Raw genomic sequence first — 16,703 nt, 5'->3', positions numbered from 1 at the left:
TCCTTCCTTTTGAAGGCTCAATCGTTCAGGAAGGGTGGTCCAGGGGCTCCCGCGGACGTCGCGCGAGCATCTCCGAAGGTGACTCTCCGTAGACCTCTCGGTACTGGATCGCGAACTCACCCGGATGCCGGATCCCGACCGCCGCTGCGATGTTCCTCACCCCGACGTGCCGCCATGACCGACGCATCAAGTGATGCGCTCGCTGCAGACGCAGCTGCTTGAGTACTACGAAGGGCGACACCCCGAGCGCAGGAGCAAAGAGCTTCTGCACGTCCCGCTTGCCGCAACCGATCACTTCCGCCAGATCCGCGGAGTCGATGGGCGCGGAGAGGTTGTCGACGATGAAGCGTAGAGCCGTTTCGACCTTCGGGGGTTGTGCACCCAGATCGATACCGATGCCAGCGAGCTCGTCTTCCGCGTTCATAAAACGAACCTAGACCGCCCGGTTTGGCTCAGAACAGTCGGGGAGCTGCAGGGTCGTCACCGGGCCCTTTGACTGACTCGAGATGAGACCAGGCCGGCCGTCCACCGCCACTCATGCGCGCTTGCCCCCCCCACTGACCTTGTGCCCACGTTGATGGCAACCTATGCTCCTGACAACTTGCCCGGACCCCGCTGGCCGAGCGCGGATGCCCGTCCGCACTCACAGAGGGGCCATGCTCTTGAATGTTCAGGGCTCGAGCGTGGCCCCTCGCCCTCACAAGGGAGCGAACGATGAAGTACCTCGCGAACGTCCTCGACGGCTCACCGATCACGGATGGGCAGACCTCCGGGCTCGCCTCCGACGCCGAGATGACCGCCATCGACGCTTTCAACGACCGACTTCGTGCAGACGGACATTGGATCTTCGCCAGTGGTCTGGCGGCTCCAGAGCACTCGACTGTTGTTGATAACCGGCGGGACGCCGGTCTCGTAACGGCCGGTCCTCACATCGAGACCCAGGAGTTCGTCGCTGGTCTCTGGATTTGGGACGTTTCTGACTCCGACGTGGCGCTCAGCCTGGCGGCAGACGCGTCGAAAGCGTGCAATCGGAGGATCGAGGTCCGATCGATCCTCTGATGGCAGCTACGCATCGCGGAGAACGTTGGGGAAGGGCAGGAACGCATCAACTTCCGGGATGACACGTCCCCGCCCTCCGAACGCGCGCACCCTGGATCAGGGACAGGCGGCGCTCTTGTCGGTAACCAGCCGACTGGTACCGAGCATGCCACGGATCCCCGGAACCAGCTACAGGAGCCTGGGTCCTGCCTATTGCCGCGGTGATGCCGCCTGATCGCCGGCACCACCGCGGCGCACCGCATCCTGGAGCGGCACTGACCCAGGAGCATGCTCTAACCGGGCTTGCAGCGAGGATAGGTCACGCGGAGTTCCAAGGGAAGGGCGTCCGGGAACTCTTCTTTGCCCGCGCTGCCCACCGCTCATCCAGCCGCCATCGAAGCGTCTCAGTCGGTGTTTCCCCGTACCGCTCGTGGTACCGGACTGAGAAACGGCCTGCGTGCGGCATTCCAGACGCGGCGGCGACGTCCTTGATGTGTACGATCCCGGCGGTCTGCTGCAGGAGGTACTGCCGCGCCCACTGCAGCCGGAGCCGCTGGATCGCCTCGAGGGGTCGCATACTCAAGTCAGCCCGGAACCTGTCCTGTAGAACTCGCTGACTGCAACCCGCCGCGGCTGCTACGTCGTCAACGGTGATTGGTTCGCGGTAGTGCTCGGCGATGTACACGAGAGCACGTACGACGCGCGGTCGCTGAGAACTGAGGTCGATTCCGACGTCGGCGAGCTCAGTGTCGACCGTCATGGGCTGACGATAGCGCGAGGTGCGCACTGCAACATAGAGTGATCGCGGCGGGCAAAGGGTTCCGATCACCTGACGCCCGCCCGGGCGTGCCCCTGCATGTCCGGGGGTCGCCGCCCCTCCCGTGAACGGGATTTCCGGCCGAGGCGACAGCGGCGACCCCGACCAACACCATCGTCAAGATCCGCTCCTGAGTGTCTCGCTGGGGAGCTCGCCGAATTCCGCCTGATATGCCGCGGCGAACCGACCAAGGTGCCCGATTCCGACGGAACGGGCAACTGCGGCAACGGAGTCCGAGTAGCCGGATCGGAGCCGTTCGCGAGCGAGCAGCAGCCGGATCCCCCGCAGATACGCGAGCGGTGTCATTCCGTGCACGCGCTGGAAAGCACCCTGCAGCCCTCTCGAGCGCAGCCCCGCGGCGACGGCGACGTCCTCGACGCTGATCTGGTCCGCGATGTGCTCCAGCATGAAGGCCTCCGCCTTCGCCAGGCGTGTCCGCGCGGGGGTCTCCTGCCTCTGTCCGACCGGCCAGTGTGGGATCGCGGTCAGCAGTCCGACGGCCGCGAGACTGGCAAGTTCGCGCTCTCGTGCCGCGGGAATCTGCCCCGTCGTGCTGAGGATTTCGGGCGCGACGGCGCGGACCATGAGCCACCATGCCGCAAGCGGGGCTCCTTCCGGCACGTGATGCGGTTTGAACTCCAGCGGACCCGGAGTCCAGCCGCCGCGTTCCGCTGCTACATGTTCGACGAGTGCGCGGTCGATGCGCAGCACGTCCTTCTGGAAGTTCTGCCAGGAGATGTCCTGCCTGCCGGACCGGTACAGCTTCGGGGTCCCGACTCTCAACTGGTCGCCGTCTACCGAGGCACGACCCGCTTTGAGCCACGCCACAATGATGTTTCCATCTGAAGCGAGTTCGCCGCGCACGCTTCCGCGGCACGCCGTCGATTCCAGCGACAGCAGCGACGTCCCTGTGACCGTCCGCTCAAACGAGAACGGCTCGTTACCAGCCGTGACCTGCAGGCCAAACGTCACATCGTTCTCTGCGACCAGCTTGCTCGCGACAACAGTCGAGGAGGTCTCAGCGACGGATTTCGTTCGTTCCACGAGCACATCCATAAGCATCACCTTCGCCGCGCAGGCCAGATGGTGCAACTCACGCGCCCGCGAGCGACGTAGGCGGCGGATAAATCATCGCTACGACTCTGTGACCCTCCTAGCGACCGAGCCGCAGCGCACCAGGCTCCTCCCGGAGGCTCCGCCACAGCGGAGTGAACAGAAATGGGCAAAGCACGCCCCCGACTGGGCACGGCCGCAACGCCTCGACACCGGGCACCTGACAGGCGAGCGGCTTCGCAACCCGAATGCGTCACCGCTCGCACCGTCCCTTGGACCCGCACCGCCGTCGCTGAGCTGGAGCGCGGCTCACGACGGTGGGGTGTGGTGCTGGACGTCCCGGCGCGACCGCAGCGGTCGCTGCCGGTCGGGTGCGACTACCAGCACCACACGCTCATGTGTAACCGCAACCAGCGGAGTGCGGACCGGTTCTACCCGATGACTGGGGGTAAAACGCCCCCATTGCCGGCCGCGAGGTGCGCTGACTGGCTATGTCGGTCGTGGGTAGTAAGAAGATGCGAGGGCGTCTGCTGACTGGTTCGGGTCCGGCAGCAGACGCCCTCGCGCTACGACGCCGTCGGGTTCGACGCACGTGGTGGTCGTGACGAGGCCAGCCCGAGAACAGGGAACCGGGCCACCGCGGCTAGGGACCGCAGCGTAGCAGGCAGCGACGTTACAGGTCGATTGCGCCGGTCCTCCCAGACAAGAACACGAGCCTCTTGCATCTGGCGCGACTTCAGGCCACAAAACGCAAGAACGATGGCGGTGCGGACCTGCCCTCAGAATGCGGGGTTGTCAGCACAAAGCCTGCCCTGTTGACTCGACTCGCGAGCCCAGATGCTCGTTGAAGCCCCAGGAGGCCGATCCATGCGTTCCATCGTCTACATCAGCACGCAAACACATCCCCTCACTGATGCTGAACTTGCCCAGATCCTTGTTGTAGGTCGAGAGAAGAACACGATCGCCGGGGTCACCGGAATTCTCGCGCATCGCGACGAGAACTGCCTCGGCATCCTCGAGGGCGATGACGCCGCCGTTCGGGCTCGCTTCGAAGAAGTCCGTCAGCACCCGTCACACACGAACGTGCAGCTGCTCTGCGACGACCCAATCGAAGATCGGGCGTTTCCCACCTGGTCGATGGCGTTCCAACCGCTGGACCCGCTCATCCGTGACGTCCCGGGCTTCGTTGATCTCTTTGCGAAGGGCCGACCGACCGAACACGAGATCGGTGCGTCACGGGCCAGGGCGCTCCTGGAGTGGTTCCGCACCCACCCACTCGCGCCACTGACCAGCCGCGTCTCTGATGGCTCAGCACGCAACCGGGCCGTGAACGGGGCAATCTCTGTGCTGCGCGAAGTCGGGCCGGAACGACTGACCCACGAAGACGTTGCGTACCACGCGGGGATGCCAGTCTCCGAGGTGCGCGGCCTCTTCACACACCCCGTCGACATCGCAGCAGCAGCCCTGACACAGTGGATCACCGCCGTCGCGACCCCGATTCTCCCGCTCGCGGCCGAACGCGGTGCGGTTGCGTACCTGCACGCTCTGATCGGCGCGTACGCGGAAGAGCCCGGACTGGACCGGCTGATCGTGTCCGCGCTCGCCTCTGCTGCTGACCCGAACGCGCCTGCCGCGACACGGTACCGAGAGGCCTACAGCGACTTCGTCGGCAACGTGCGGGACGCACTTGCTGCAGACGCCGCCACCGGGCGAGAACCAGCGACTATGAACCCGGACCGCGGTGCAAAACAGCTCGTGGCCCTCTTCGACGGCCTCCGCATCCACGCGCTCCTAGTGCCAGGAACAGACGTCGTCGACGAGTTCGACCGAGCCGCAACCCGAATGCGGCGCGGCTGGTCCGAGTCATACGAGCAACCCGCCTACTGGGACATCTCACCGGTCTACGACCTCGACGCTCCCTGAGAACCAACTTCGGCGTTGTGTGCACTGCCGTGTGCACCAGAAACAAAAGAAGCCCCGGCCAGATTCCCATTGAGGGCATCTGACCGGGGCTTTTCCTGGAGCCGCCTGTCGGAATCGAACCGACGACCTATTCATTACGAGTGAATCGCTCTACCGACTGAGCTAAGGCGGCGGACGCTCCGTTCCCGGAGCGGCACGGGTCACAACTATACAGGTTCAGACGAGCGAGCGCGAAACGAGCGCCCCGAGCTCGTCGAAGGACCGCCGCAGATCGTCCACCAGGTGGGACTCGGCCGGGGACTCCGACCACTCCCACCACGCGTGCCGCAGTGTGGCGAGTGACACCAGCGAGGCGAGCCGGGCGCGGCGACGGAGCGAGGCCCCGTCCTCGGCGAAGGTCGGGTCGTCGTTCGCGAGCCGCCGTGCGATCACGGACTCGAGGGTCGACTGGAACTCCTTCATCGACGCCATGCGCTGGCTGAAGAGCTCCGGGTAGGCGCGGAGCACCTGCTGCCGTTCCTCGATCAGACCGCGCTCCTCGATGAGCTCCTGCGTCGAGTGCACGAGCAGGGCACCGACGTCCGCGAGCAGGTCCCCGGCCGGACCGCCGGCGACGAAGGCGTCGAGCACCTCGTCCTCCGGCAGCGTCGGGTCGTCCCCGAGGATCGCCTGCTCCTTGCTCGGGAAGTAGTTGAAGAACGTCCGCGGCGAGATGTCGGCGCGGCGTGAGACCTCGTCCACGGTGACCGCGGCGAGGCCGTCCTCGACCGCGATGCGGAGGGCAGCCTGCTGGATCGCGAGTCGGGTGGCGCGTCGCTTCCGTTCACGCAGGCCTGGTTCTGCATCGGGCATGGGCTGATTGTCCCACGTCTGGGTCAGGTCCCCACGCCTCGGTCAGGTCCCCACGCCCGGGTCGGCTGCTCGCGCCTGCGTCAGCGCAGCGCCCGGACCACCGTGACGAGGAGCGCTTCGAGTGCCAACAGTGCCGCCACGTTCGCGGCGATGCGCTGCCGCGCCAACGCGATCGCGTCGAGGATCTCGAGGGCGGCGGCCGGTGGGACTGACTGCTTCACCCGGTCGAGGTCGTCCTGCATGGCGAGGTTCACCGGCTCCCCCGGTGCACCGAGTCCGATGAGCAACAGGTCACGGTACAGCGAGGAGACGTCGACCAGGATCCGGTCGAGGCCGTCACGGAGACTCCGGGTGGCACGACGCTTCTGGTCTTCTTCCATCGCACGGAGCTGCGACCGGAGCGCCGGCGGCACCGTTCCGCCCGGCTCCACCCCGAGCGACCGGAGTGCTGCGTCCCGCTCTTCGGCGTCCCGCTGCTGGGTGATCGCCTTCGCGTCTTCGTCGGCGACCGCGAGGAGTTCCGCCGCGGCCGTCACGGCGTCACCGACGCTGCGGATCCGGAGCACGGTCTGCAGGGTCCGTCGCCGGCGGTCCCTGGCGTCTTCGCTCGTGGCCAGGCGCTGCGCCATGCCGATGTGGCTCTGCGCCTGCCGGGCGGCGTCCATGGCGAGCGAACGGTCGACACCGGTGCGCGCGACGATGAGGTCCGCGACGGACTCGATGCCGGGGACCCGCAGCCGGACCGACCGGACGCGGGAGCGGATCGTCGGCAGCAGGTCGGCTTCGCTCGGTGCGCAGAGGATCCAGACCGTGCGCTCCGGCGGTTCCTCGAGCGCCTTGAGCAGCAGGTTCGACGTGCGCTCCGTCATCCGGTCGGCATCCTCGATGATGACCACGCGCCAGCGGCCGACCGACGGCGAGTAGTACGAGGACGTGACGAGCTGGCGGATCTCGTCGATGGTGATGATGACCCGCTGCGTCGTGAGCACGGAGACGTCGGGGTGCGTGTGGGCGGTGATCTGCCGCAGGGTGTGGTCGTCGTCCGGGCCGGAGCCGACGAGGGCCGCGGCGAACGCGGTCGCGACGTTCGACCGTCCTGACCCTGGCGGGCCGGTGATCAGCCACGAGTGGGTCATGCCACCGGTGCCGTCCGGGGCCTCGGCGGCGCTGCGGAGGGCGGCGACCGCTTCTTCCTGACCGGTCAGGCCGTCCCACACGCTCACAGCGAGATCCTCGCAGGGACCACCGACGCCGCGGATCGAGCCACGAGCCCGGTCACGCGTCGATCCCGACGAGCGGGGCGAGTGCGCGACGGATCCGCTGCTGGACCACGTCGGCGGGCTCGGCAGCGTCGACGACCAGGAACCGCTCGGGCTCTGCCGCGGCCATGCTGAGGAACGCCGAGCGGACCGATTCGTGGAACGCAGCGGCTTCGGACTCGAGGCGGTCGAAGGTGTCGCCGCGGGCGGCCGCCACACGGGCACGTCCCTCGGTCACGTCGAGGTCGAGGAGCACCGTGCGGTCCGGCACGAGGTCGTCGGCCGCCCAGTCGGACACTGAGCGGATGCGCTCGGCACCGAGGCCGCGTGCGACACCCTGGTACGCCACCGATGAGTCGATGTAGCGGTCCTGCAGCACGACGTCGCCGCGGGCGATCGCCGGACGCACGACCGTCTCGACGTGGTGGGCACGGTCCGCCGCGTAGAGCAGTGCCTCGGCCCTGGCGGACACGTGGCCGCGTTCGTGCAGCACGATCTCGCGGATGCGGAGCCCGAGGTCCGTCCCCCCTGGCTCACGCGTCCGAACGACGGTGCGTCCGTTCGCTTCGAGCCACTCGGTGAGCAACTCGGCCTGGGTGGTCTTCCCCGCGCCGTCGCCGCCCTCGAGGGTGATGAACCGACCGGTCACTTCTTCTTGGCGGGAGCGCGCCGGGTCGTCGTCTTCTTCTTGACCGGGCCCTTTGCACGCTTGTCCGCGATGAGCTGGACGGCACGTTCGAAGTCGACCGCGTCCACGTCCTCGCCGCGCGGGATGGTGGCGTTCGTCTCACCGTCGGTGACGTAGGGACCGAACCGGCCGTCCTTCATCTTGATCGGCTTGCCGGACACCGGGTCGGCGTCGAACTCCTTGAGCGCGGCGCTGGCCGCACGCTTCGCGCCGTACTTCGGCTGCGCGAACAGCTCGAGCGCACCGGCGAGGTCGACGTCGAAGATCGCGTCCTCGCTGGGCAGCGTGCGGGTGTCCGTCCCCTTCTTCAGGTACGGGCCGTAGCGACCGTTCTGCGCGGTGATCTCGTCGCCGGACTCGGGGTCGGTGCCGACCGTGCGGGGCAGGTCGAGGAGCTTCAGCGCCGTCTCGAGGTCGACCGACTGCGGGTCCATCGACTTGAACAGGGACGCCGTGCGCTCCTTCGGCGCTGCGGCCTTCTTCGTCGTCTTCTTGGCCTTCGTTGCGGGCTCGGCCTTCGTGGCGGTCGCCGTCGCGGTCGACGCGCTGCTGCTCAGGACCTCTCCCGTGGACGGGTCGACCTCGGGTTCCGGCTCCGGCGTGCGCTCGGTCACGTACGGGCCGAACCGGCCGTCCTTGGCGAGCACCTCTTTCCCGCTCTCCGGGTTGATGCCGACGACGCGGTCACCGACGACCGGTGCCTCGACCAGCTCGCGGGCCTTCTCGGCGGTGAGCTCGTCGGGGGCGAGGTCCTCGGGGACGTTCACCCGACGCGGCTTCTCCGGGTCGTCGCTCGGCGTCTCGATGTACGGGCCGTAGCGGCCGATGCGGAGCGTGAGGCCGGGCGAGAGCTCGACGGAGTTGATCTCTCGCGCGTCGATCTCGCCGAGGTTGTCGATGACCGTCCGGAGACCGCGCTGGTCGCCACCGCCGAAGTAGAACCCGTTGAGCCAGTCGACGCGGTCTTCCTCGCCGCTGGCGATGCGGTCGAGGTCGTTCTCCATCTCGGCGGTGAAGTCGTACTGCACCAGGTCGCCGAAGTAGTCCTCGAGCAGTCGCACCACGCTGAACGCGATCCAGTTCGGCACGAGCGAGCTGCCGCGGGGCGTGACGTACCCACGGTCCACGATCGTCGAGATGATCGCCGCGTAGGTCGAGGGTCGGCCGATGCCGAGCTCTTCCAGGGTCTTGACCAGGCTCGCCTCGGTGTAGCGCGGCGGGGCGGACGTGTCGTGACCCTTCGCCTCCACCTCGTCCACGCCGAGGTGGTCGCCTTCGGTCATCGACGGCAGCTTGGCGTCCGCGCCGTTCGACGATGCCTCGTGGCGTTCCTCGTCCTTGCCTTCTTCGTACGCGTTGAGGAAGCCGCGGAACGTGATCACGGTGCCGGACGCGGTGAACTCGACGTCCGTGCCGTTCGCGGTGGAGGCGATGCCCTCGACGGGCTCCGTCGAGGTGATGCCGAGGACGACCGACGCGGTCGATCCCTTCGCGTCCGCCATCTGCGAGGCGACCGTGCGCTTCCAGATGAGGTCGTAGAGCTTCCAGTCGTTGCCGCGGAGCACCTTCTCCATCTGCGACGGCGTGCGGAACACGTCTCCGGCCGGGCGGATCGCCTCGTGGGCTTCCTGGGCGTTCTTGCTCTTGCCGGCGTAGCTGCGGGGCTTGTCCGGCACCGTCTCGGCGCCGTACAGATCGGCTGCCTGCTTCCGGGCGGCGGCGATCGCCTGCTGCGAGAGCGACGCGGAGTCGGTTCGCATGTAGGTGATGTGGCCGTTCTCGTACAACGACTGCGCGACGCTCATCGTCTGGCGAGCCGAGAAGCGGAGCTTGCGAGCGGCTTCCTGCTGCAGTGTCGAGGTCGTGAAGGGCGCGGCGGGACGACGCGTGTAGGGCTTCGAGTCGACGCTGCGGACGACGGCGTCGCCGGCGCGTTCGAGCACCGAACTCAGGGCGGTGGCCGAGGCCTCGTCGAGGACGACGGCGTCCGAGGTCGTCGTGCCCCGGTCGTCGAAGTCACGGCCGGACGCGACGCGGGTGCCGTGGATCCGCGCGATCCTGGCGGTGAACGCGCTGTCCCCGGCCTTCTCGAACCGTGCGGTGAGGTCCCAGTAGTTCGCCGAGACGAACGCGAGACGCTCGCGCTCACGATCCACGACGAGGCGGGTGGCAGCGGACTGCACACGACCGGCCGAGAGCCCCGGGCCGACCTTGCGCCACAGCACAGGGGAGACCTCGAACCCGTAGAGGCGGTCGAGGATGCGGCGGGTCTCCTGCGCGTCGACGAGGGCCGTGTCGAGCTCACGCGTCGCTTCCTGGGCGCGCTGGATCGCTTCCTTGGTGATCTCGTGGAACACCATCCGCTTGACGGGCACCTTCGGCTTCAGGACCTGCAGCAGGTGCCACGCGATGGCTTCGCCTTCGCGGTCTTCATCTGTTGCGAGGTAGAGCTCGTCGGCGTCCTTGAGGGCACGCTTGAGTTCCGCGACGGTCTTCTTCTTCGCGTCGGAGACGACGTAGTACGGCTCGAACCCGTTGTCGACGTCGACCGAGAACTTGCCGAGCGAGCCCTTCTTCAGCTCTGCCGGGAGGTTCTTGGGCTCGACGAGGTCACGGATGTGTCCGACTGACGCCTGGACTTCGTATCCGTCACCGAGGTATTGCGCGATCGTCTTCGCCTTCGCGGGGCTCTCGACGATCACGAGCTTCTTCGTGCCTGGCACGTGACTCCTTGATCGATGGTGCTGTCGGCCCTGGGACACGGAAGCGTCCGGGTCGACCGGGACATCGATGACCGGCGGGCCGACAGGCACACCATACACACAGTGGCGGGGATGCCCGCCGGACGATGTCGGACCGGTCGATCGGCAGGGGTCCGTCGGGGACCGGCGACCGCGGTCGCCCCGAGACGGAGCGGACCGGACCGGAGCTCGACGACGACGCGGACGAACGCGCCGCTCGTCGAGCAACCGGTGAGGTCCGCCCCGCCGCGCCTGGCCACCCGCGACGCGGCGTCGCACGGTGCACCGGACACCAACCGGACGGCGGCCGCGGCACCGGCGAGCGCGGCGGCGTCCGCCGTCGTCTGCGCACGGACGGTCACGACCCGACCACCGGCGGCGGTGAGCACCGAGCCGACGACGATCGTGGCCGCGGCGACGACCGCGACGAGCGCGACCGTCGCCGACCCGTGCTCGTTCACCGGCCGCCCGTCGGCGCGCACGACGCACCACGGAGGGTGATCGCCGCGAGCGGCCCCGGCCCTGACCGACGTTCGGCGACGACGCACACGAGTTCGTCTGACCGGGTCACGGAGCTCGTCGCGCCCGGGGCGATCCCGGCGAGCGCCGCTCGTGCAGCAGCGTCGTCGTCACGGCCGTACGCCCTGGCGGCAGTCGCTGCAGCAGACTGGAGCCGTCCCTGCCCGTCGACGAGCACGACACCCCCGATGGCCAGCGACACGACGACCGCGAGCACGGGGAGCGCGACCGCGAACTCGACGGTGACCGCCCCGCGCTCGTCGGAGCCGTGCTCACAGCGACAGGGCACCGCGGACGAGTTCGGTCAGGATCGCCTGGACCTCGCCGGAGCGCATCACCGCGACGAGGACCCCCGCGAACGCCACGGCGGCCAGGATGACGACGGCGTACTCGGCGGTCGCGGACCCACGGTCGTCGCGGAGTCGGGCAGCGAGTCCCGAGGTTCGGCGAGCTGGTGCGGATGGTGGGTTCGGTCGTTCGGTCATGATGGGGTCCCTTCTGATCTGGTGCATCCAGCCTCGCGATCCTCCGTCGGGGCCGGGCCACGAGCGGCGAACCCGTGGAGCGATCACCCCTTTCCAGTCACGGTGGAGGAGAGGATCCCGACGACGACGGGCACCACCCCGACGAGGACGAACGCCGGCAGGACGCATGTCCCGAGCGGCAGCACGAGGCGCACCGCGAGCCGCTCCGCCACCGCGAGCGACTCCGACGCGACGTCGTCCCGCAGGTCCTCGGCCGCACTGCGCAGGAGCGCGGCAGCCGGCACCCCCGCGCGCCGTGCGAGGTCGAGCACCTCGGCGAGCCGTCGCCGTTCCGTCGCGTCCTCGGCATACGGCAGGGCCGCGCGCACGGCGTCCCCGGCGCCGGACCAGGACCCGCCGCCGGACAGTGCAACGGCCCAGGCGTCGAGCAGGACGCCGGGGATCCGTCCGGTGGGCGTCGCTGCGCGGACGAGTCGGGTCGACCAGGCGCGGCCGACCCCGACGAGCAGGGCTGCACCGGTGCAGCACGCCCAGCCGATCGGCGTCCCGGTGAGCACGCCGACCGTGTCGATCCCCCACAGCGATCCCAGCACCAGTCCGAGCACCGGCAGCGTCAGGACCACGTTCGCGCTCGTCCGGGGCCCGGCGAGCGCCACCCGGACGGCTCGGTCCCCTGCCGCTGCCCGCCGGAGCGCCGCGGCCAGGGCACGGAGCGTCGGCGCGATCGGCGCACCGGTCCTGGTGGCGACCGTCGTGACGGCGCGCACGTCCTCCCATGCGGGGCCGGCGACCACGGGCGGGCCGGCCGCCGCCGCGAGCGCCCACGCCCGGGACGGCAGTACCCCGGCGGCGACGAGCGTCGCGACACGGTCGAGCAGCCGAGCCGCACCCACGGCGTCCGCTGCACCAGAACGAGCAAGACGAGCAGGACGAGCAGGACGAGCAGGACGAGCAGGACGAGCAGGACGAGCAGGACGCGTCATCCGCGCCGACCGGACCGGCCGGTGCTCGTGACCACGAGTTCGACGGTGAGCCGCCCTGCCGGGTCGACCCCGAGCCTCCCGGCCCCTGCGAGCCGACGCACGCCCCGCCGACGCTCCACGTGGAGGACCAGGTCGAACGCACTGACCGCCTGCCGGGACAGCACGGTCGGCCCGAGCCCAGCGAGCGCGCCGAGCGCCTCGAGGCGTGCGGGGACGTCGTCGAGTCCGTTCGCGTGGACCGTGCCGGCTCCACCGTCGTGTCCGGTGTTGAGCGCGGACATGAGCTCGCGAACCTCTGCCCCACGGCACTCCCCCACCACGATCCGGTCCGGGCGCATCCGGAGGGATTCGCGGACGAGCCGGTCGAGACCGATCGCTCCGGCGCCCTCGGCGTTGGCCTGCCGCGATTCGAGCGACACGACGTGCGGGTGGTCGATCCGGAGCTCTGCGACGTCCTCCACCGTCACGATGCGCTCGTCGCGCGGCACGGTGGACAGCATCGCGGCGAGGAGCGTCGTCTTCCCGCTGCCCGTCGCCCCGGACACGAGCACGTTGCGTCGGCGCTGGACGGCGTCCTCCACGAGACCGCGCGGCACCCGCTCGAAGGTCCCGTTCCGCTCGAGCGCATCGAGCGTCGGCGGTGCACCACGAGGCAGGCGGAGGGACAGTGTCGTCCCCCGCACGGAGACCGGCGCCAGGACGACGTGCACCCGGATCCCGTCACCGTGCCGGACGTCCGCGACCGGGGTGCTCTCGTCGACGTGCCGGCCACCGAGCGCGACCAGTCGTGTCGCGAGTTCGCGTGTCCGTTCCTCGTCCAGCACGATCCCGGAGTCGACGAGCCCGTCGCCCCGGTCGATCCACACGCCCAGACCGCCGGACACCAGCACGTCGGTGACGCTGTCGTCCGCCACGAGCGGAGCGAGTTCCTCGAACTCGACCGGGTCGATCCCCGGTCGGGCGCGTCGGGGCACGGCCGCACCCGGGAGGAACGGCGAGGGGACGGCGCGGTGGCGGTGCATCTCCGGAACGCTAGGTCTGCGCGCCGCTCTGCTCGCCGCTCGCCGCGAATCGGGGAGGACGGGCTCGTCGTCCACACCAGTGGACAGTTTTGTCCCCCGATCACAATGCGCGTACCCCGGAGCGCTCGGGCGCCGGTCGACGCCGCGGTGCGACCCGTGCAGCGCCGACACGCGCCGTCCGAGGAGCCGCGGAGTCGGCCCGACGCCTCCGGAGGTCCATGCAGCAGCATGGACCGGTCTGTCCACCGTTCCGCGGACGGACGCGGATCGTCCCGAACGGAACCGGTCCGTCGTGCGGCGCTGCACGGCGGACTGGTCCGGGGAAAAGAAGAGGCGGCACCGGTTGGGGGGAACAGGTGCCGCCAGGACAACGGAGGATTGGGGGGAATCCGATCCGATGCCGCCGGAAACGAGTCCGGCGGGATCTACTGTACCCCACGACGAGGCCCTGCGGGCAACCCCGACGCGCCGAGTCCTCACCGAATCCCTCCGACCGGAACGAGGACCCGTCGACGACACACGGGTTCCACGGCCCGGAACGCCCTGGCGGCACCGCGCACGACGGGTCCACACCGAGGGGTAGTCTCCGTTTGCACCCCCGGACGCAACGACGCGAAAGGACATCGATGTCCACTCCGACCAACGTCGACGAACGACACGACGACGGCCACCACGACGACAGCAGCACCTTCCCGCCGCCCCCGGAGTTCGTCGCGGACGCCGTCGCGGACCAGGGTCTGCACGACGCGGCCGCCGCCGACCGCGAAGCGTTCTGGGCCGAGCAGTCGAAGAGCCTGCTGGACTGGCGCACGCCGTTCACACGGACCCTCGACTGGTCGGGGGCGCCGTTCGCGAAGTGGTTCGACGACGGCACGTTGAACGTCGCCGAGAACTGCCTCGACCGGCACGTCCGTGCTGGCAACGGCGACCGGGTGGCGATTCACTTCGAGGGCGCTCCCGGCGACACGCGGCGCATCACCTACGCCGAGCTGACCGCCGACGTGCAGCGCGCCGCGAACATGCTGACGGATCTCGGCGTCGAGCAGGGCGACCGGGTCGTCGTCTACATGCCGCTCATCCCCGAGGCCGTCGTCACGATGCTCGCGGTCGCCCGCATCGGCGCCGTGCACTCCGTGGTGTTCGGCGGGTTCAGCGCCGAGAGCCTCCGCGCCCGCATCGAGGACGCCGGCGCGAAGCTCGTCGTCACCGCTGACGGCGGCTGGCGCCGCGGGGCCGTCGCCCCGCTGAAGCCCGCGGTCGACGAGGCGCTGCAGGGCGAGGGCACCGACAGCGTCGAGCACGTCGTCGTCGTCAAGCGCGGCGGCAACGACATCGCGTGGAACGACCGCGACCTCTGGTGGCACGACGAGTTCGCCAAGGCGGACCCGACCCACGAGCCGCACGCCTTCCCCGCGGAGAACCCGCTCTTCATCCTCTACACGTCGGGCACGACCGGGAAGCCGAAGGGCATCGTGCACACCTCGGGCGGCTACCTCACGCAGGCCGCGTACACGCACAAGAACGTGTTCGACATGCACCCGGGCAAGGACGTCTACTGGTGCACCGCCGACATCGGCTGGATCACCGGGCACACGTACGTCGTCTACGGCCCGCTCGCGAACGGCGTGACGCAGGTCCTGTACGAGGGCACCCCCGACGAGCCGAAGCCCGGCCGCTGGTGGGACATCGTCGACGCGTACGGCGTCACGGTCCTCTACACGGCACCGACCGCGGTCCGCGCCGCCATGAAGGGCGGGCGCCAGGTACCGGACGCGCGGAGCCTGGACACCCTGCGACTCCTCGGCAGCGTCGGCGAACCGATCAACCCCGAGGCGTGGCACTGGTTCCGCCAGGTCATCGGCCACGACCGCACGCCCATCGTGGACACGTGGTGGCAGACCGAGACCGGCGCGATCATGATCTCCGCGCTGCCCGGTGTCACGAAGCTCAAGCCCGGCGCGGCGCAGACGCCGCTGCCCGGCATCGTCGCCGAGATCGTCGACGACGAGGGCCACCGTGCCGACCCCGGCGAGAGCGGCTACCTCACCATCACCGAGCCGTGGCCGTCGATGGCGCGCGGCATCTGGGGCGACCCGGACCGGTTCGTCGAGACGTACTGGGACCGCTTCCCCGGCCGGTACTTCGCCGGCGACGGGGCGCGGCTCGACGGGCAGGGCGACATCTGGGTGCAGGGCCGGGTCGACGACGTCATGAACGTCTCCGGACACCGCCTCTCCACCGCGGAGATCGAGTCGGCGCTCGTCGGACACGAGGGAGTGGCCGAGGCGGCCGTCGTCGGCGCGGCCGACGAGACCACGGGTCAGGCGATCGTCGCGTTCGTGATCCTGACGTCCGAAGCGGCGGAGGGCGTCGACCGCGACGCCGTCGCCGCCGAGCTCCGCGCCTGGGTCGGCACGCGCATCGGAGCGATCGCGAAGCCGCGGCAGATCACGATCGTGCCGGAGCTGCCGAAGACGCGGTCGGGCAAGATCATGCGCCGGCTGCTCCGCGACGCGGCCGAGGGCCGTCGCATCGGCGACACGACGACGTTGGCCGACCCGACGATCATGGCGACCATCGCCGAACTCATGTAGTCCCGTTCACGTGAGCAGGGCCTCCAGCCCGTACTGACTGGAGGCCCTGCTCACGTTCGCTGTTCCGGTTGCTGCCGTCAGGCGGTCAGCTCCACCACCAGCTCGACCTCGACCGGCGCGTCCAGCGGGAGCACCGCGACGCCCACCGCGCTCCGCGCGTGGACGCCGGCGTCGCCGAAGACCTCGCCGACGAGCGTCGACGCGCCGTTGGCGACGCCGGGCTGTCCCGTGAACGACGGGTCGGACGCGACGAACACCGTGACCTTCACGACACGGGCGACGTGCTCGAGCGACCCGGCGACGGACTGTACGGCCGCCAGCGCGTTCAGCGCCGCCTGTCGCGCCTGTGCCGTCGCGGTGTCCGCGTCGACCTCGGAGCCGACCTTGCCGGTCACCGGCAGCGCGCCGTCGACGAAGGGCAGCTGCCCTGCCGTGTAGACGTACTGTCCGGTCACGACCGCCGGGACGTACGCGGCGACGGGGGCCGCGACGGTCGGGATCTCGAGGCCGAGTTCGGCGAGACGTGCCGCGACGGTCATGCGTCGGCCTTCGGGCGCTTCAGGTACGCGACGAGCCCACCCTCGGGGCCGGTGACGACCTGGACCAGCTCCCAGCCCTCGTCACCGAAGTTGTTGAGGATGGCGGTGGTGTTGTGGATGATCAACGGCGTCGTGAGGTATTCCCAGCGAGTCATGCGGTTCCTTGCCAGCCTTCCGGTCGTGGGTGTCG

At 69.4% G+C, this 16,703-nt stretch carries 17 protein-coding genes and 1 tRNA gene; 3 read left to right on the top strand and 15 right to left on the bottom strand.

Annotation, left to right across the window (positions count from 1 at the left end; translation table 11 throughout):
• Positions 1-25: 25 nt before the first annotated feature.
• Entirely contained in the window at positions 26-424 is a 399-nt protein-coding gene (locus tag ACIPJ2_RS15980) for a helix-turn-helix domain-containing protein (RefSeq protein ID WP_402729625.1), read from the bottom strand.
• Positions 425-714: 290 nt separating this feature from the next.
• On the opposite strand from ACIPJ2_RS15980, the gene ACIPJ2_RS15975 reads away from it, so the two are divergent.
• Positions 715-1,059, top strand: a complete 345-nt coding sequence (locus tag ACIPJ2_RS15975) for a YciI family protein (RefSeq protein WP_402729624.1) — start codon at positions 715-717, stop codon at positions 1,057-1,059.
• A 298-nt stretch (positions 1,060-1,357) separates the two neighbouring features.
• Here the strand turns inward: ACIPJ2_RS15975 and ACIPJ2_RS15970 are convergent, their stop codons facing one another.
• Together ACIPJ2_RS15970 and ACIPJ2_RS15965 are read right to left on the bottom strand one after the other, a co-directional pair.
• The gene (locus tag ACIPJ2_RS15970) at positions 1,358-1,798 is read right to left on the bottom strand and encodes a helix-turn-helix domain-containing protein (protein ID WP_402729623.1); all 441 of its coding nucleotides are present in this window, start codon (positions 1,796-1,798) and stop codon (positions 1,358-1,360) included.
• Positions 1,799-1,972: 174 nt separating this feature from the next.
• On the bottom strand, positions 1,973-2,911 hold the full coding sequence (locus tag ACIPJ2_RS15965; protein WP_402729622.1) for a helix-turn-helix domain-containing protein: 939 nt from the start codon (positions 2,909-2,911) through the stop codon (positions 1,973-1,975).
• A gap of 864 nt (positions 2,912-3,775) precedes the next feature.
• Here ACIPJ2_RS15965 and ACIPJ2_RS15960 point away from each other — a divergent pair.
• A complete protein-coding gene (locus ACIPJ2_RS15960) occupies positions 3,776-4,831 on the top strand; it encodes a BLUF domain-containing protein (RefSeq protein ID WP_402729621.1) in 1,056 nt (351 codons plus the stop codon).
• Between the two features lie 96 nt (positions 4,832-4,927).
• On the opposite strand, the gene ACIPJ2_RS15955 is transcribed toward ACIPJ2_RS15960, so the two are convergent.
• The 10 genes from ACIPJ2_RS15955 to ACIPJ2_RS15910 all read right to left on the bottom strand — a co-directional run bounded on the left by ACIPJ2_RS15955 (position 4,928) and on the right by ACIPJ2_RS15910 (position 13,380).
• Positions 4,928-5,003: transfer RNA gene (locus ACIPJ2_RS15955), tRNA-Thr, on the bottom strand.
• A gap of 44 nt (positions 5,004-5,047) precedes the next feature.
• Complete coding sequence (locus tag ACIPJ2_RS15950) at positions 5,048-5,683, bottom strand: TetR/AcrR family transcriptional regulator (RefSeq protein WP_402729620.1); 636 nt, start codon at positions 5,681-5,683, stop codon at positions 5,048-5,050.
• 80 nt (positions 5,684-5,763) lie between these two features.
• Complete coding sequence (locus ACIPJ2_RS15945) at positions 5,764-6,906, bottom strand: DNA polymerase III subunit delta' (protein ID WP_281265066.1); 1,143 nt, start codon at positions 6,904-6,906, stop codon at positions 5,764-5,766.
• Positions 6,907-6,958: 52 nt separating this feature from the next.
• Positions 6,959-7,591 carry a dTMP kinase gene (gene tmk / locus ACIPJ2_RS15940; protein WP_402729619.1) on the bottom strand — a complete coding sequence of 211 codons (633 nt, stop codon included), beginning with the start codon at positions 7,589-7,591 and terminating at the stop codon, positions 6,959-6,961.
• Complete coding sequence (gene topA, locus ACIPJ2_RS15935) at positions 7,588-10,353, bottom strand: type I DNA topoisomerase (RefSeq protein WP_402729618.1); 2,766 nt, start codon at positions 10,351-10,353, stop codon at positions 7,588-7,590. The genes tmk and topA overlap by 4 nt, the downstream gene beginning before the upstream one ends.
• Positions 10,329-10,832 (bottom strand): Rv3654c family TadE-like protein, encoded by a 504-nt coding sequence (locus ACIPJ2_RS15930; RefSeq protein WP_402729617.1) that lies wholly within the window; start codon positions 10,830-10,832, stop codon positions 10,329-10,331. The genes topA and ACIPJ2_RS15930 overlap by 25 nt, the downstream gene beginning before the upstream one ends.
• Positions 10,829-11,179, bottom strand: coding sequence for a TadE family type IV pilus minor pilin (locus ACIPJ2_RS15925; RefSeq protein WP_402729616.1), 351 nt, complete (start codon positions 11,177-11,179; stop codon positions 10,829-10,831). The genes ACIPJ2_RS15930 and ACIPJ2_RS15925 overlap by 4 nt, the downstream gene beginning before the upstream one ends.
• Positions 11,163-11,375, bottom strand: coding sequence for a DUF4244 domain-containing protein (locus ACIPJ2_RS15920; protein ID WP_281265070.1), 213 nt, complete (start codon positions 11,373-11,375; stop codon positions 11,163-11,165). The genes ACIPJ2_RS15925 and ACIPJ2_RS15920 overlap by 17 nt, the downstream gene beginning before the upstream one ends.
• Positions 11,376-11,458: 83 nt before the next feature.
• Positions 11,459-12,268, bottom strand: a complete 810-nt coding sequence (locus tag ACIPJ2_RS15915; RefSeq protein WP_402729615.1) for a type II secretion system F family protein — start codon at positions 12,266-12,268, stop codon at positions 11,459-11,461.
• 86 nt (positions 12,269-12,354) lie between these two features.
• Positions 12,355-13,380 (bottom strand): TadA family conjugal transfer-associated ATPase, encoded by a 1,026-nt coding sequence (locus ACIPJ2_RS15910; RefSeq protein WP_402729614.1) that lies wholly within the window; start codon positions 13,378-13,380, stop codon positions 12,355-12,357.
• A 626-nt stretch (positions 13,381-14,006) separates the two neighbouring features.
• Here ACIPJ2_RS15910 and acs point away from each other — a divergent pair.
• A complete protein-coding gene (acs, locus tag ACIPJ2_RS15905; RefSeq protein WP_402729613.1) occupies positions 14,007-15,974 on the top strand; it encodes an acetate--CoA ligase in 1,968 nt (655 codons plus the stop codon).
• A 77-nt stretch (positions 15,975-16,051) separates the two neighbouring features.
• On the opposite strand, the gene ACIPJ2_RS15900 is transcribed toward acs, so the two are convergent.
• Both ACIPJ2_RS15900 and ACIPJ2_RS15895 read right to left on the bottom strand, forming a co-directional pair.
• On the bottom strand, positions 16,052-16,513 hold the full coding sequence (locus tag ACIPJ2_RS15900) for a RidA family protein (RefSeq protein WP_281265074.1): 462 nt from the start codon (positions 16,511-16,513) through the stop codon (positions 16,052-16,054).
• On the bottom strand, positions 16,510-16,668 hold the full coding sequence (locus ACIPJ2_RS15895; RefSeq protein WP_022907077.1) for a hypothetical protein: 159 nt from the start codon (positions 16,666-16,668) through the stop codon (positions 16,510-16,512). The genes ACIPJ2_RS15900 and ACIPJ2_RS15895 overlap by 4 nt, the downstream gene beginning before the upstream one ends.
• Positions 16,669-16,703: the final 35 nt, after the last annotated feature.

It is taken from the genome of Curtobacterium sp. NPDC090217, assembly GCF_044746705.1.
GTDB lineage: Bacteria > Actinomycetota > Actinomycetes > Actinomycetales > Microbacteriaceae > Curtobacterium.
This window is presented reverse-complemented; position numbering and strand designations above follow the sequence as displayed.

Bases quoted from the DNA above. Each gene is read 5' to 3' on its own strand.
- ACIPJ2_RS15980 (WP_402729625.1), bottom strand. From the start codon at position 424: ATGAACGCGGAAGACGAGCTCGCTGGCATCGGTATCGATCTGGGTGCA.
- ACIPJ2_RS15975 (WP_402729624.1), top strand. From the start codon at position 715: ATGAAGTACCTCGCGAACGTCCTCGACGGCTCACCGATCACGGATGGG.
- ACIPJ2_RS15970 (WP_402729623.1), bottom strand. From the start codon at position 1,798: ATGACGGTCGACACTGAGCTCGCCGACGTCGGAATCGACCTCAGTTCT.
- ACIPJ2_RS15965 (WP_402729622.1), bottom strand. From the start codon at position 2,911: ATGGATGTGCTCGTGGAACGAACGAAATCCGTCGCTGAGACCTCCTCG.
- ACIPJ2_RS15960 (WP_402729621.1), top strand. From the start codon at position 3,776: ATGCGTTCCATCGTCTACATCAGCACGCAAACACATCCCCTCACTGAT.
- ACIPJ2_RS15950 (WP_402729620.1), bottom strand. From the start codon at position 5,683: ATGCCCGATGCAGAACCAGGCCTGCGTGAACGGAAGCGACGCGCCACC.
- ACIPJ2_RS15920 (WP_281265070.1), bottom strand. From the start codon at position 11,375: ATGACCGAACGACCGAACCCACCATCCGCACCAGCTCGCCGAACCTCG.
- ACIPJ2_RS15910 (WP_402729614.1), bottom strand. From the start codon at position 13,380: ATGCACCGCCACCGCGCCGTCCCCTCGCCGTTCCTCCCGGGTGCGGCC.
- acs (WP_402729613.1), top strand. From the start codon at position 14,007: ATGTCCACTCCGACCAACGTCGACGAACGACACGACGACGGCCACCAC.
- ACIPJ2_RS15900 (WP_281265074.1), bottom strand. From the start codon at position 16,513: ATGACCGTCGCGGCACGTCTCGCCGAACTCGGCCTCGAGATCCCGACC.
- ACIPJ2_RS15895 (WP_022907077.1), bottom strand. From the start codon at position 16,668: ATGACTCGCTGGGAATACCTCACGACGCCGTTGATCATCCACAACACC.